14 protein-coding genes are annotated in these 12,147 nt (G+C 60.8%); 6 read left to right on the top strand and 8 right to left on the bottom strand.

Annotated elements, in window-relative coordinates:
* Positions 1-53: 53 nt before the first annotated feature.
* The 3 genes from GXB78_RS00070 to GXB78_RS00060 all read left to right on the top strand — a co-directional run bounded on the left by GXB78_RS00070 (position 54) and on the right by GXB78_RS00060 (position 3,134).
* Positions 54-524 carry an A24 family peptidase gene (locus GXB78_RS00070; RefSeq protein WP_329513651.1) on the top strand — a complete coding sequence of 157 codons (471 nt, stop codon included), beginning with the start codon at positions 54-56 and terminating at the stop codon, positions 522-524.
* A 118-nt stretch (positions 525-642) separates the two neighbouring features.
* Positions 643-1,410 (top strand): response regulator transcription factor, encoded by a 768-nt coding sequence (locus tag GXB78_RS00065; RefSeq protein ID WP_329513650.1) that lies wholly within the window; start codon positions 643-645, stop codon positions 1,408-1,410.
* Between the two features lie 1,361 nt (positions 1,411-2,771).
* On the top strand, positions 2,772-3,134 hold the full coding sequence (locus GXB78_RS00060) for a DUF6124 family protein (protein WP_329513649.1): 363 nt from the start codon (positions 2,772-2,774) through the stop codon (positions 3,132-3,134).
* A 105-nt stretch (positions 3,135-3,239) separates the two neighbouring features.
* On the opposite strand, the gene GXB78_RS00055 is transcribed toward GXB78_RS00060, so the two are convergent.
* From GXB78_RS00055 to cpaB, 8 genes are read right to left on the bottom strand one after another with little or no spacing between them, the layout of a single operon-like run.
* Positions 3,240-3,512: a DUF3613 domain-containing protein gene (locus GXB78_RS00055; RefSeq protein WP_329513648.1), complete on the bottom strand. Its 273-nt coding sequence runs from the start codon at positions 3,510-3,512 to the stop codon at positions 3,240-3,242.
* 9 nt (positions 3,513-3,521) lie between these two features.
* Positions 3,522-4,244 (bottom strand): tetratricopeptide repeat protein, encoded by a 723-nt coding sequence (locus GXB78_RS00050; RefSeq protein WP_329513647.1) that lies wholly within the window; start codon positions 4,242-4,244, stop codon positions 3,522-3,524.
* A gap of 23 nt (positions 4,245-4,267) precedes the next feature.
* Entirely contained in the window at positions 4,268-5,152 is an 885-nt protein-coding gene (locus tag GXB78_RS00045; RefSeq protein ID WP_329513646.1) for a type II secretion system F family protein, read from the bottom strand.
* A 1-nt stretch (position 5,153) separates the two neighbouring features.
* Entirely contained in the window at positions 5,154-6,038 is an 885-nt protein-coding gene (locus GXB78_RS00040) for a type II secretion system F family protein (protein ID WP_329513645.1), read from the bottom strand.
* Between the two features lie 17 nt (positions 6,039-6,055).
* On the bottom strand, positions 6,056-7,324 hold the full coding sequence (locus tag GXB78_RS00035; protein WP_329513644.1) for a CpaF family protein: 1,269 nt from the start codon (positions 7,322-7,324) through the stop codon (positions 6,056-6,058).
* A complete protein-coding gene (locus GXB78_RS00030) occupies positions 7,321-8,511 on the bottom strand; it encodes a pilus assembly protein (protein ID WP_329513643.1) in 1,191 nt (396 codons plus the stop codon). Before GXB78_RS00030 ends, GXB78_RS00035 begins: the two co-directional genes overlap by 4 nt.
* Positions 8,508-9,725, bottom strand: a complete 1,218-nt coding sequence (locus GXB78_RS00025) for a type II and III secretion system protein family protein (RefSeq protein ID WP_329513642.1) — start codon at positions 9,723-9,725, stop codon at positions 8,508-8,510. The genes GXB78_RS00030 and GXB78_RS00025 overlap by 4 nt, the downstream gene beginning before the upstream one ends.
* 20 nt (positions 9,726-9,745) lie before the next feature.
* On the bottom strand, positions 9,746-10,687 hold the full coding sequence (gene cpaB / locus GXB78_RS00020) for a Flp pilus assembly protein CpaB (RefSeq protein WP_329513641.1): 942 nt from the start codon (positions 10,685-10,687) through the stop codon (positions 9,746-9,748).
* 337 nt (positions 10,688-11,024) lie between these two features.
* Between cpaB and GXB78_RS00015 the strand changes: the two genes are divergently transcribed.
* From GXB78_RS00015 to GXB78_RS00005, 3 genes are all read left to right on the top strand, one after another.
* Complete coding sequence (locus tag GXB78_RS00015) at positions 11,025-11,231, top strand: Flp family type IVb pilin (RefSeq protein WP_329514021.1); 207 nt, start codon at positions 11,025-11,027, stop codon at positions 11,229-11,231.
* Positions 11,232-11,343: 112 nt separating this feature from the next.
* A complete protein-coding gene (locus GXB78_RS00010) occupies positions 11,344-11,556 on the top strand; it encodes a Flp family type IVb pilin (RefSeq protein WP_329513640.1) in 213 nt (70 codons plus the stop codon).
* A gap of 71 nt (positions 11,557-11,627) precedes the next feature.
* Entirely contained in the window at positions 11,628-12,038 is a 411-nt protein-coding gene (locus tag GXB78_RS00005; RefSeq protein WP_329513639.1) for a response regulator, read from the top strand.
* Positions 12,039-12,147 lie beyond the last annotated feature (109 nt).

Here is a 12,147-nt window from a genome sequence, read left to right as displayed (position 1 = left end):
ACTGCGTAGTATCAGCATAGAATCATTCAGCCAAAACGGACGGCTTTTAGCGCATGCAGATTTCTCTTGTTCTGATCTGGTTGGCGATCTGTGCTGCGCAAGATGCCCGGCAGCGGCGCATTTCCAACGTGTTGACCCTGGGCGTTGGTGCGCTGGCGCTGGTCTGGTTGCTGGCGACCGGCAGCACCTGGCTGGGCGCCGACGCGGGGCAGGGCGGCTGGGCTTGTCTGATCGCTTTGCTACTGACGCTGCCGGGTTATTTCCTCGGCCGGATGGGCGCTGGCGATGTGAAATTAATGACAGCCCTGGGTCTTGCGACGAACGGCGTATTCGTTCTTGGCGCGTTTATCGGCGCGGGCGTGGCCAGCGTGCTCTGGCTGCTGCTCGCGCCAAAACTCTGGCCCTATATGGGTCAAGGGCTTAGAGAGCATGTGCGGCATCTCGCGCCAGACAAGTCAAAAAAGCTGCCATTTGCGCCGTTCGTGCTGATCGGCTTGGTGCTTTCGCTGTACTGGATCAGCTAGTCGCGCGGTGCCACTAGTCCTATGTACATAGTCGGAAAGTGGGTCTACTTTCAATTCAGGCGAATACGCCACCAAAGTGCAGGAATCGTCAGCGTTGGCCCGAGCAATGGAGTGGTTCGTGAACAAGCCTAATGCGGTAAAAATTCTCGTGGTCGATGATCAGCCGCTGATCGTCGAAGAACTCTGTGAGTTTCTTGAGAGCAGTGGCTATCGGTGCGTGCCGTGCGACTCCAGTCTTGAAGCCATCGAGCTGTTCAGGGCGGACCCGGACATCGGTCTGGTGCTGAGTGATTTGCACATGCCGGACATGGATGGCATCGAGCTGATCCAGGCGTTGCAGCGGCTGGCCGGCAAGCAGCGGGTGTTCGAGGCGATCATGCTCACCGGGCGCGCCGACAAGCAGGATGTGATCAAGGCGCTGCGTGCGGGGATTGCCGATTACTATCAGAAGCCGATTGATCTGGCGGAGTTGCTCGAAGGCGTGCAGCGCCAGGAACTGGCTTTGCAGGAACGGCAGAAGAATCTGCATCTGGGGCATCTGAATCAGAAGTTGCAGTTTTTGTCAGAGTCGATTGATGACCTTTATCAGGACCTGGACAAGGTGCGGCGCTCGCCTGCGCCGGTGGTGAGTGATGGTGAGCCTGAGTCCGTGGAGATGCCGGCGGTGTTCAGTCAGTTGTCGCCCCGGCAGTTGGATGTGGCGCGGTTGGTGGGCAAGGGGCAGACCAATTATCAGATTGCCTGTGAGTTGGGGATTACCGAGAACACGGTGAAGTTGTATGTGTCGCAGGTGCTGCGGTTGACGCATATGCATAATCGGACGCAGTTGGCTTTGGCGCTTTCGCCTGGCAGTTCGGCGGGGCGGCAGCGGGTTACGGCGCATTGACTTGGCGGCCTTTGGGCCGACCATGTTCTTGGGGTTTTGGGTGAATATCCGTTTTTTTGGGTGTTGCTGATTACGGTTTCGCCCTTACGGCGAGTCCCTTTTGGCAAACGCCCCAAAAGGAACCAAAAGGTCTTCGCCCTGACGTTCGGCCCACTCGCTGGGGCTCGGGGTTCCTTCGCTGCGGGATCGATCCGAGCGCAGCGTCTCCGGTTTGCTTCGCTGCACCTCCACCCGCTGTGTTCGACTTCGTCGAACGGTCGCTGCGCTCCCACGCCCGGATCAATCCCTCCGCTCAGCCTGCCGACGGGCTCCCAGATCAAGATCAAAAGCGGGACTCGAGCTAACGCTCATTGTTTTGAGTGGTGAAAAGCATGCGGTGTCTGGCTTTGGTTTTGTGGTGGATTTTCCCCTCATCGGAACGCCGCCCGCCCAGCCCTCTCCCGAGGGAGAGGGAGCCGATTTGTGAGTTGTTCAAAATCTGCATTCGACTCGGTATCTCAGGTTGGCATACCTCATCCAAACAACCCGGTCGGTCCCCTCTCCCTCTGGGAGAGGGCTAGGGTGAGGGTGCTTTTGATCTGTTTGAAACGTCGCATTCAACTCGCTCTCTCAAGTCGATGTACTTTGCACAAACAACTCGATCGGTCCCCTCTCCCTCTGGGAGAGGGCTAGGGTGAGGGTGCTTTTGATCTGTTTGAAACGTCGCATTCAACTCGGGCTCTCAAGTCGATGTACTTTGCACAAACAACTCGATCGGTCCCCTCTCCCTCTGGGAGAGGGCTGGGGTGAGGGTGCTTTTGATCTGTTTGAAACGTCGCATTCAACTCGCTCTCTCAAGTCGATGTACTTTGCACAAACAACTCGATCGGTCCCCTCTCCCTCTGGGAGAGGGCTGGGGTGAGGATGCTTTTGATCTGTTTGAAACGTCGCATTCAACTCGGGCTCTCAAGTCGATGTACTTTGCACAAACAACTCGATCGGTCCCCTCTCCCTCTGGGAGAGGGCTAGGGTGAGGGTTTGCTTTTGATTTTGATTGTTTAAATCTGTGGCCGATTTGCCAGAACCTTCCCACAAGGTTTTCAGGTTGTCCGTCGGACGTCGGGTCACTAGTCTCTGGCTGTCGTCGAACCTTCGGCGATCGGGTGTGAGAACCCTGCTACTTATGGTCATCCAGTATCTGTGCACGCATAATCGCCGCCAGCTTGTCCGCTGTCTGCAATGTGTCATGGCGGCTGTGTGCGGGCAGACTTCGGTCTGGCCGGGTGTCCATAACCGGTATTCTCACCCCGCATACAGTTGCCACCTTTTGCCCCGTGAGAATGGTATTTGGGTCGCACCGCAGATTTTGGAGAGCCGTTTTAATGGACAAACTGATCCCAGACCCACCCCCATCCCCCACCACGCCACTCGAAGACGCCATGCGCGCCGACGATCTTGTGAAAAACCGCGAAGCGATAAAACGCGCGCTCGATTTCTACCTCTGTCCCGAACCCGCAAAACCACACCCGCCCAGCACGCTGTTCATGGTGGTGCCCAATGTCGATACCGAAAGCCTGTTGGCGCACGCCTGTGAGTCGCTGGCGTCAGCGAATGCCATGGCGAGTAATTTCGCTGGCGAGTTGAGCGGGTTTCAGCGCAGCACGGCGTTAGCGATTCAGCAGATTGTCATGCTGGCCGAGCTGGCCGTGAATCGGGCGCTGGATCGGGTTGATCCGCAGACCTGAAACCGCGTTATCGTTCTTCGCGAGCAGGCTCGCTCCCACAGCAAGCACACGGTCGACTGTGGGAGCGAGCCTGCTCGCGAAGGGGCCCTCAAGGTCACCACCAAACTAATTCTTGCTCTCGATCTTCCCGCCCGCATCCGGATCATAAAAATCCGGGATCTCGTACTGGTATTTCTTTAGCCAGCGCTGCATCGCCAGTTCGCGTTCGGTGGCGGTGGCGCTTTGGGGTTTGGGTGAGGCAGCTTTGTTGCGGCTTTGCAGGACCAGCCAACCTTCGGTTTCCTGCTGCTGCGCTGAAGCGGGGCCTGCGTCGATGGCGTGGGCGCTGAGGGGCAGGGTGAGCAGGGTCAGGTAGCACAGGCCTTTGCGGATGGTCATGGCTGTCTCCTATTCGAGCGTCGGCGGTAGCGGGTCGATGAAGGCTGCGACGCGATCGCCGGGTGTGGTTTTGGCGTTGGCCGGGGCCTTGAGTTTTTCTGCGCGTTGCTGCGCTTCGGTGAATTGTTCCGGGGTCAGTTTCGAGCGGCTGACGATCTCGGCGGCCTGTTGCCAGTCGTTCTGGTAAAGCAGCAGGGCGACCATGTTCAGCGTCGCCAGTTGATTGTTCTGGCTCAGTTCGATGGCGGTGAGGAATTCGAATCTAGCTTCGTTGAGGCGCAGCTGGTTGAGGTAGACCACGCCGAGGTCGTTGCGGATTTTCTCGTCGGTGGGCGCCAGGCGCGCGGCGCGTTGCAGGTGGGCCTGGGCCTGGCCGTTGTCGCCGCGGGCGGCGTAGACCTGGCCGAGGCCGTGTTCGGCCTGGGCGGTGAGGCAGCCGCCGAGCAGGCTGCGGTAGAGCGGCTCGGCTTCGCTGCGGCCGAGCAGGCGATAGACCTTGGCCTTGCGCAGGCGCACTTCGCTGAGGTTGTCCGGCAGGCTTTGCAGGTTGGCGAGGCTGGCGTGGAGCTTGCCGTCGCTGGCCAGATCATCGGCGAGGTTCAGCGACAGTTCCTGCTCCGAGGTCAGTTTGCTGCAGCTGGACGGCGACAGCAGCGAGGTCCACGGCGCCTGGCCATCCGTGGCGCAACCGCTGAGCAGCAACAGGCTTGCCATGACTATCAGTACTTTCATCAAACGCTCTCCATGAGCCAAGGTCAGTTTGCGAACGCGCGGGCGATTGCGATGAAGCCCGGGCCGGCCAGTACGATCAGCAGGGCGGGAAAGAGAAACAGCATCATCACCACCGACATCTTCGCCGACATTTTCGAGATGTATTCCTGCAGTCGGGTCAGGCGTCGGTCATCGAGTAATTGCTTGAGCGCCAACAGCGATTTCATCGCCCCGCCGCCCTGGTGGATCAGTTGCTGGAGGATCACGCAGGTGTCGGTGAATTCGTCCACCGCGAGCATCACCGCGGTCTTGTTCAGCTCCTGACCCAGCTCCAGGCCGGAGTCGACGCGGCTGAGGATCAGGCGCAGTTCGCTGGTCAGTTCCGGCAGCAGTTTCTGCGCTTCGACGCTGAGCACTCGCAAGGCTTGTTCAACCGCCATGCCGGATTCGAAGAGGATGCGCAGCAGCGGAATAAACGTGGAGATTTCCACCGCGATGATTTTTTGCCGGCGGGCGGCGGCGTAGGCGAGCAGGCGTTTGGGCAGCAGATAGCCGCCGCCAGCGGCGAACATTGGCACCATCCAGCGATGGCTGATCTGCGGGAAAAACACTTCCTGCAGAAAGATCGCCAGCCCCAGCGCGAGCAGCGGCGTGCCGATCTGGCAAGCGGCGAAGAGCGCGCGTTCGTTGGCGCGGCGCCAGCCGAGGCGGCCGAGCAGGGTCTGGGTTTCGCTGTCGATGCTCACCGAACGCCGGCCGAAACGGCTGTTGCCCAGCGCACGCAGCCAGTGGCCGAAACGGTTCTCCCGCACCAACTGGCCCTGCAAGCGCTGATGCACCTGACGCACGCGGCGGCGCTCGGTGAGCAGGTGATTGCCCACCAATAACAGCGAACCGAGCAGCAACAACAACGCCGCGAGCCAGACCATCTCAAACGCTCCGCAACATGCGCCACAGCGCCAGACTGCCGAGCACCTGCAACGCGGCGGCGCTGAGCAGCATGGTCTGGCCGCTTTCGTCATTCCACATGCCAAGCATGTAGCCGGGATTGGTCAGCATGAAATAGCTCACCAGAATCAGCGGCAGCAAACCCAGCACCCAAGCGGTCATGCGGGTTTCCCCGGTCAGCGCGCGCAGCTGTCGGGCGCCCTGATCGCGCTCGCGAATCAGTTTGATCAGGTTCTCCAACAGCTCACTGGCGTTGCCGCCGTAGCGATGATTGACCTTCAGGCCGAGGGCGAACATGCGCAGTTCATCCTGCTCGTAGAGTTCGGCAAAATCGCTGACCGCGTCCGGCAGATTTACCCCCAATTGCACGTTGCGCTGGACCCGGCCCATGGCCGCTTGCAACGGATCCTCGCTGGCCTCGATACCGCTCAGCACTGCATCGCTGAGGGTGCGCCCGGATTTGAGGCTGCGCACGATGTGGTCGAGCAGTTGCGGCAATTGTTCGATCATGCGGCGGATCCGCCGTCGGTAGCGGACCGCGATGAACAGCCGCAACGCCACGGGCGGGACGATCAACATGATCAGCAGACCGACCCAACTGGCGAGCAGAAATCCCAAACCCATGGCAACCGCCCACAGGCTCAGCCACAGGCCGAAGCGCTCGCTCGGCCGACCCAGGCCGGCACGCAGAAACATGCGTTCCAGCCCCACCCACCTGGTGTGCTCGACGGCCAGTTGCGGTTGCCCGGCGGCGAGGCGGTTGAGGACTTTTTCCGTCGCGGTCTTGCGCAGGCCTTGCAGGAACAGATAAATCGACAGCCCGAGCAGCGTCAGGCAGATGGCGATAAGAATGATCGGTCCCAGCATCTGCGTGCTCCTCGCTGTCAGCCCAGGTGAGCGTCGTGGCGCAGCTTGTCGCCGGCCGGGTTGACCGCTTCGCGCACGAAGCCGAAACCGGTGCGGCGGTCGAGGCGGAACAGGGTGTTGGTGACGTAGACGTCCTCGCGAATGCCGACCACTTCCACCACTTCGCTGACGCAGCGCCGACCGTCGGGCATGCGCGTCAGTTGAATGATCACGTCGAGGGCGGCGCAGATCATCTGGCGCAATGTGCGTTCGGCAATCGAGCGTCCGGTCAGGCCGACCAGGGTCTCCAGACGCAGCAACGCGTCCTGGGCATTGTTGGCGTGCACGGTGCTCATCGAACCGTCGTGGCCGGTGTTCATCGCGGTGAGCACGTCGACCACTTCGACGCCACGAATCTCGCCGAGAATGATCCGGTCCGGGCGCATGCGCAGAGCGTTGCGAATCAGGTCGCTGGCCTTGACCTCACCATGACCCTCGGCATTGGGCGGGCGGGTTTCCAGACGCACCACATGCGGATGGCCGAGTTGCAGTTCGGCGACGTCTTCGATGGTCACCAGCCGTTCGTGCGGGTTGATCAACTGGCTGAGGATGTTCAGCAGCGTGGTCTTGCCGGTGCCGGTGCCGCCGCTGATGAGGATGTTGCAGCGCTTGCCCACCGCGTTCTGCAGGAATTCGAAGATCGCCAGATCGATGGTCTGCATCGCCATCAGGTCGGTGCTTTTGAGCATGTCCTTGCGGAACTTGCGGATCGACAGACACGGGCCGTCGAGGGCAATTGGCGGGATGATCGCGTTGACCCGGCTGCCATCGGGCAGGCGCGCATCGACCATCGGCGAGGACTCATCGAGGCGTCGCCCGAGTGGCGCGAGAACGCGCTGCATGACTCGCTCGACGTGATGCGCGTCGATAAAACGCAGATCGCTCTGATGCAAGACACCGTCGCGTTCGATGAATACCCGGTGCGGGCCGTTGACCAGAATCTCTGTCACCGACGGGTCGCGGAGCAGGACTTCCAGTGGGCCGAAACCGGTGAGCTCATCGACGATTTCTTCACCCAGGCGCTCCATTTCATAGCGCGAGATTGCCAGATGCAGACGGGCGATGTATTCGGCGACCTTGTCGGTGACGAACTGCGCCAGTTGCTGGCGCGAACCTTCCAGCAGGTTTTTCCCCGACTCCTCGATGGCGTCGATGATGTAGCGGTGCAGGACCAGTTTCAGGCCTTCGTGATCGCTGTTGCCGATCGCTCCGCGCGGCGTGGCGCCGAAGAGTTTTTCTGCGCTCATGAGTGGCCTCGCAGGCGGTCGAACCAGGTGGCTTTCGGTTTGCTCAGGCCTTCGGAACGTTTCGCCAGGCGCTCGCCGAGGGCGCGCAGGCTCTGGGTGAGTTTCTCCCGCGGCGCCAGCTCGAACAGACTCACGCCCTGGTTTTTCGCGTTCAGGCGCAAGTCGGGACTGAACGCCAGCACGGCGATGACTTCCAGATTGAAGGTCTTGCCGAGGGTTTCGGAATCGGGCGCGACATTGCTCAGGTAACGATCAATCAACAGCCGCCCGTGCTCGAGTTTCATGCCTTTCTCGCGCCACTGGTTGAGCACGGCGAGGTTGCGTCGGCAATTGAGCACGTTCTGGTCGGTGTACCAGAGCAACTTGTCGCAATGGCTGACGAAAGTGCGCAGCGCTTCACTGTCGGCCTGCCCGGTGAGGTTCACGACGATGTGCTGGAAGTGCTGGCGCAGAGCGCTGAGGAGCATGTACAGCTCGGCGGCGCTGGTGGATTCCAGCGGCTCGTCGCTGTTGGCGTAAGCAAGGATGCGCAGGCCGTGGTCGGCGCTGGTGAAAGCGCTGTCGATCAGCGTCGCGTCGAGGCGACGCAGGTGGCGCAGGGCATCGCCGAAGTGAAACGAACTCTCCAGACCCAACAACGCGAGGCTGTCGCCACGGGGCAGGCCGAGGTCGAGCAGCAAGGTTTGCTGGCCGCTCTTCTGCACCACCATGGCCATGTGATTGGCGAGCAAGGCACCGTCGGAACTGCTCTGCACGCCGTACATCACGGTAAGCCCGCCGAGCTGTGTGTTGGGAGTGACGGCCGGCAGGCGTTTGCTCAGGCGCCGCACCAGTCCGGCGACTTCGCTTGAACGCGAGCCATAGGCGACAAAATCCCGCGCGCCCGCCCTCATTGCATTGAGCACAAGCTGATTGTCCATGCCGTCGCCGAGGGCGACGATCGCCAGCATCGGCTTGGCTTCCAGCGCACCTTCGATCAGCGCGCTTTGTGCCACGACGTGCTCGCGATCGAGGCCGACGAACACCAGATTGGCGAACGTCACATCGACCAGCGCGAGCAGTTCATCGAGGCTGCCGGCACCGGCGCTGACCACCTGGCCCAGCGGTGCAAGGGCGCTTTGCAGCCATTCCAGATCGGTGCTGTTGCGGGTGATCGCGAGGAAGGTCTGACTGAGGTTCTGGTTCATTGCGACAACCCGCTGCGCTTGTCGAAGTTACCGTTCTCGAGGAAAAACATGCGATAGAAATTCGGGTCGTAGTTGCGCAGTTTCTCCCCCGGCAACGACGGCAGGCGCGCATCCGCCGCCAGTGGCTGGACCAGGTGCGGGGTGACGATCATCAGCAGCTCGCGCTCTTCGCGTTTGATCTGCGAACCCTTGAAAAAAGCCCCGAGTATGGGGATGTCGCCAAGCCCCGGAAACTTGTTCACCTGTGAGCTGTTTGTAGTGCTGATCAACCCGCTGATGACAAAACTTTCGCCATCGCCCAGCGACACGCTGGTGTCGGTACGGCGGATGGTCAGCGCCGGAACGGTGGTGCCGGCGATAACTACCGCGTTGGCAAAGTCCAGTTCGCTGACCTCCGGGGCGACCTTCAGAGCGATGCGGTCGCGGCCGATGATGGTTGGCGTCAGGGTCAGGCGAATGCCGAATTCCTTGTACTCGATCGACACGCTGTCACTGCCGGAACTGGGCACCGGAATCGGGATTTCACCGCCGGCCAGGAAACTCGCACTCTGCCCGTTCAGCGCCACCAGACTCGGCCGCGCCAATGTGTAAGCGAAGCCGCTGGTTTCCAGGGCGTTGATGATCGCCATGGTCTTGCCGCCGACCCAGGAGAAGTTGAACAGCGAGTTATCCACCGGCAGGCGCGGCTGCGGTACGCCGTCAATCGGCGGCAATGTGCCGGGAGAGCCGAACAGGAAATTGCCGCGAGTGCCAATCAGCGACGCCGTGGCTTCCTTGAGTTTGGTGCGGCTGACTTCGACGAAACGAATGTCGGTCTGCACCTGCGACGGCAGGGTTGGATCGTCTGACGGCACGCTGCTGGTCAGCGCCGTGGTCGCCGCGCCTTGGACGAAAACCATGGCTTGCTGAGGCTGCGCCGAACACGCGGTCCAGACCATCAGGCTGGTCGCGCCGGGGCTGACGCCAGTGAGCAGAAAGGACGAACCGCCATTGGCATGCACGTCGGCAATTTTCGGATCGCCGACCGCCAGCCGCGTGATCGCCACGGGTGATTGCATGTCCTGCTGGAAGCCTTCACCGATCTCGATCACCGAGGGCAGGCGCGGTAGGGCCGAGCAGTTGCCGACCGCCGCGAGTGCGGTGTCCATCGACAGTCCCAACAACAGCAAGGCCCGGAGCGCCGGTTTCAATGTCGGTCTGAGTCGACTCTGCATGCACGTGAATCCTTGCGCAGTCATGGGGTTTGTTGGCTGATCTGGTTGCCGCGAATGATTTCCACCGCAGGCCTGGGCGCCGCGCCGGCACTGGCGGTGGCAGGTGCTCTTTGGGCGCTGCCCAAGGCGAGTTGAGTGAACTGGAAAAGCTGGCTGTTGACGCGATCCAGGTGCGCGGGCGATTGCGCTTCGCCGGCCCAGTATTTGGCCAGCCGCTGTTCTTCGCTGCTGCGCACCGCCAGGCGCAAAGTGCCGACCTGAGTGGCGAGCATCAGGCGACTGAGCAGTTGCTCCGGCACCGCCAGCACTACGGTGCGTGCGGCGATGCGGCGTTGGTCCTGTTTGATTTTTTCTTCGGCGCTGAGGCTGGGCGACGCCGGTTGGCCGTCGTTGGTCAGGCCGTACTGATCGCCTATTCCGAGCACGCGCAAGGCCGGAGCGGCGATCTGCGCCGACTGCTGCAAATTGCTCGCGTCCTCGCGCAGATACAGCAGCACATCGACGTAATCGCCCGGCAGCAATTGCCCGGCACCACCGATCACTTCATCGACGGCCACGGTCAGCGCGCGTTCGTCCGGGCGAATCATCCGCGCCAGCGCGCCTCCGGCCTGAAAGCTTTCGTCGTTGAGCCAGGTGCCGGCGCTGAGGTGCCGCCAAGGCGTGCGCCCCACAACTTGTTCAACACTGCTGAGGCTGCCGGCCGGTACGCTGCGCAGTTTTTCTACGGTCACATCGGCGGCGGTCAACGGAGTGTACGGCGGTACATCGTGGAGCAGCACTACCACCGGTTGGCGAGTCTGGTCTTCGGCAATCGCGACAGTCTGTTCAACGCTGATTGCTGGTGCGACGGGCGCCTCGGCGACGGGGGCCGGCTGACGACTGAGCACCAGCCCCCAGTAACCGACAAAAACCGCACCGAGCAACAGCAACGCGGCGAGGCCCATGGTGACGCGACTGTTCATGACGGCTCTCCCTTTCCTGCTGCACAACCGATTGCATTTGCTTGCGAAAGGCGGACTGCTTCGGCAGCTATGAACATGCAACTATTTCGCTATTTCCAAGCTAGCTGATCCAAGCAAAAGCGCCATTAATGACAGGCAAATAACCCACCAAAGTATGAGTCCTGGCCAATTAACAGCAGGAAATGGCCGGGACACATTGGGATTAATGCTTTGTGATTAATGCGTTCTTACAGTTGTTGGGCAGGGGTTTGTTGACAATGCTCAAGTGGCCCGGTGGAACCTTGCCGCGGTGGCGATGTCGGCGCCAGAGGCGCGAAGGAGTGGAGCTATGTTTGGTATGACTTTCGATTATCTGATGGCCAAGGCTCGCGCGTTTGCCAGCAGCGAAGAGGGTGCTTCGGCGATTGAGTATGCGATTGTGGTGGCGATGGTGGCGGTTGTTGTCGTCGTGTTCGTGACGCCGATCGGCGCGAAGGTACTCGCGATATTCAACTCGGTACTGACCTCGCTGGGCGGGACAGCGCAAGTGCGTCCGACCACTTGATGGCTATTTCTTCTTCCTGTTCGATGTTTGTGCGTAAGTGACAGGTGCGCCCAGGCATTGACAGGACCTCCGTTTGCCAGCGTCCGATAGGGTCGGCGCGAGGAGAATATCCATGCTGCTTGATTATTTGCTGATGCGGGTTCGGGCATTTCTGGCCAGCAATGACGGTGCCTCCGCCATTGAGTATGCGATTGTCGTGGCGATGGTTGCCGTGGTGGTCGTGGTGTTTGTGACACCAGTTGGCGCGAAGGTACTGGCGATTTTCAACAGTATCCTGGTGTCGCTCGGTGGCACCGCGCAGACGGCTCCAATTCAGACGCCCTGATTGATGCGCCGGTCGCGTCTGCTCAGCAGCGCGCTACACTGAGTTTTACTTTCAGTATTTCGGGGCTGCCCATGAATTCTCCCTCGCTGCCGCGCCAACAACTGCTTCTGGTTGATGATGAAGAAGACGCGTTGCTGGAGTTGGCGGAGTTGCTGGAGGGGGAGGGGTTTGTCTGTCACACCGCGACGTCGGTGAAGCTGGCGCTGCATCATCTGACCCGGCATCCGGATATTGCTCTGGTGATTACTGATCTGCGCATGCCCGAGGAGTCGGGAATGTCGTTGATCAGGCGGCTGCGCGAGCATACGTCGCGGGAGCATTTGCCGGTGATTGTGATGTCGGGGCATGCGGATATGGAGGATGTCAGCGATATGTTGCGGTTGCAGGTGCTGGATCTGTTTCGCAAGCCGATTTATCACGTTCGGTTGTTGGAGACTCTCGATAATCTGTTTCCCAAGGGGCCGCTGGGAGCGGCTCGCTGATGGGGCATATCCGTTGCTGCGGGTGCTGCGGCTGGCGGTTTCGCCCTTACGGCGAGTCCCTTTTTCAAACGGCGGAGTGCCGGCCCAGCAAAAAGGAACCAAAAGGCTG

The sequence above is a fragment of the Pseudomonas moraviensis subsp. stanleyae genome (genome assembly GCF_036283065.1).
GTDB classification, from domain to species: domain Bacteria; phylum Pseudomonadota; class Gammaproteobacteria; order Pseudomonadales; family Pseudomonadaceae; genus Aquipseudomonas; species Aquipseudomonas stanleyae.
This window is presented reverse-complemented; position numbering and strand designations above follow the sequence as displayed.

What these genes read in the sequence shown, in the direction of transcription:
- GXB78_RS00040 (WP_329513645.1), bottom strand. Translation starts at nt 6,038, where the DNA reads ATGCTGGGACCGATCATTCTTATCGCCATCTGCCTGACGCTGCTCGGG.
- GXB78_RS00030 (WP_329513643.1), bottom strand. Translation starts at nt 8,511, where the DNA reads ATGAACCAGAACCTCAGTCAGACCTTCCTCGCGATCACCCGCAACAGC.
- GXB78_RS00050 (WP_329513647.1), bottom strand. Translation starts at nt 4,244, where the DNA reads ATGAAAGTACTGATAGTCATGGCAAGCCTGTTGCTGCTCAGCGGTTGC.
- GXB78_RS00045 (WP_329513646.1), bottom strand. Translation starts at nt 5,152, where the DNA reads ATGGTCTGGCTCGCGGCGTTGTTGTTGCTGCTCGGTTCGCTGTTATTG.
- GXB78_RS00025 (WP_329513642.1), bottom strand. Translation starts at nt 9,725, where the DNA reads ATGCAGAGTCGACTCAGACCGACATTGAAACCGGCGCTCCGGGCCTTG.
- GXB78_RS00005 (WP_329513639.1), top strand. Translation starts at nt 11,628, where the DNA reads ATGAATTCTCCCTCGCTGCCGCGCCAACAACTGCTTCTGGTTGATGAT.
- GXB78_RS00060 (WP_329513649.1), top strand. Translation starts at nt 2,772, where the DNA reads ATGGACAAACTGATCCCAGACCCACCCCCATCCCCCACCACGCCACTC.
- GXB78_RS00035 (WP_329513644.1), bottom strand. Translation starts at nt 7,324, where the DNA reads ATGAGCGCAGAAAAACTCTTCGGCGCCACGCCGCGCGGAGCGATCGGC.
- GXB78_RS00015 (WP_329514021.1), top strand. Translation starts at nt 11,025, where the DNA reads ATGACTTTCGATTATCTGATGGCCAAGGCTCGCGCGTTTGCCAGCAGC.
- GXB78_RS00070 (WP_329513651.1), top strand. Translation starts at nt 54, where the DNA reads ATGCAGATTTCTCTTGTTCTGATCTGGTTGGCGATCTGTGCTGCGCAA.
- GXB78_RS00055 (WP_329513648.1), bottom strand. Translation starts at nt 3,512, where the DNA reads ATGACCATCCGCAAAGGCCTGTGCTACCTGACCCTGCTCACCCTGCCC.
- cpaB (WP_329513641.1), bottom strand. Translation starts at nt 10,687, where the DNA reads ATGAACAGTCGCGTCACCATGGGCCTCGCCGCGTTGCTGTTGCTCGGT.
- GXB78_RS00010 (WP_329513640.1), top strand. Translation starts at nt 11,344, where the DNA reads ATGCTGCTTGATTATTTGCTGATGCGGGTTCGGGCATTTCTGGCCAGC.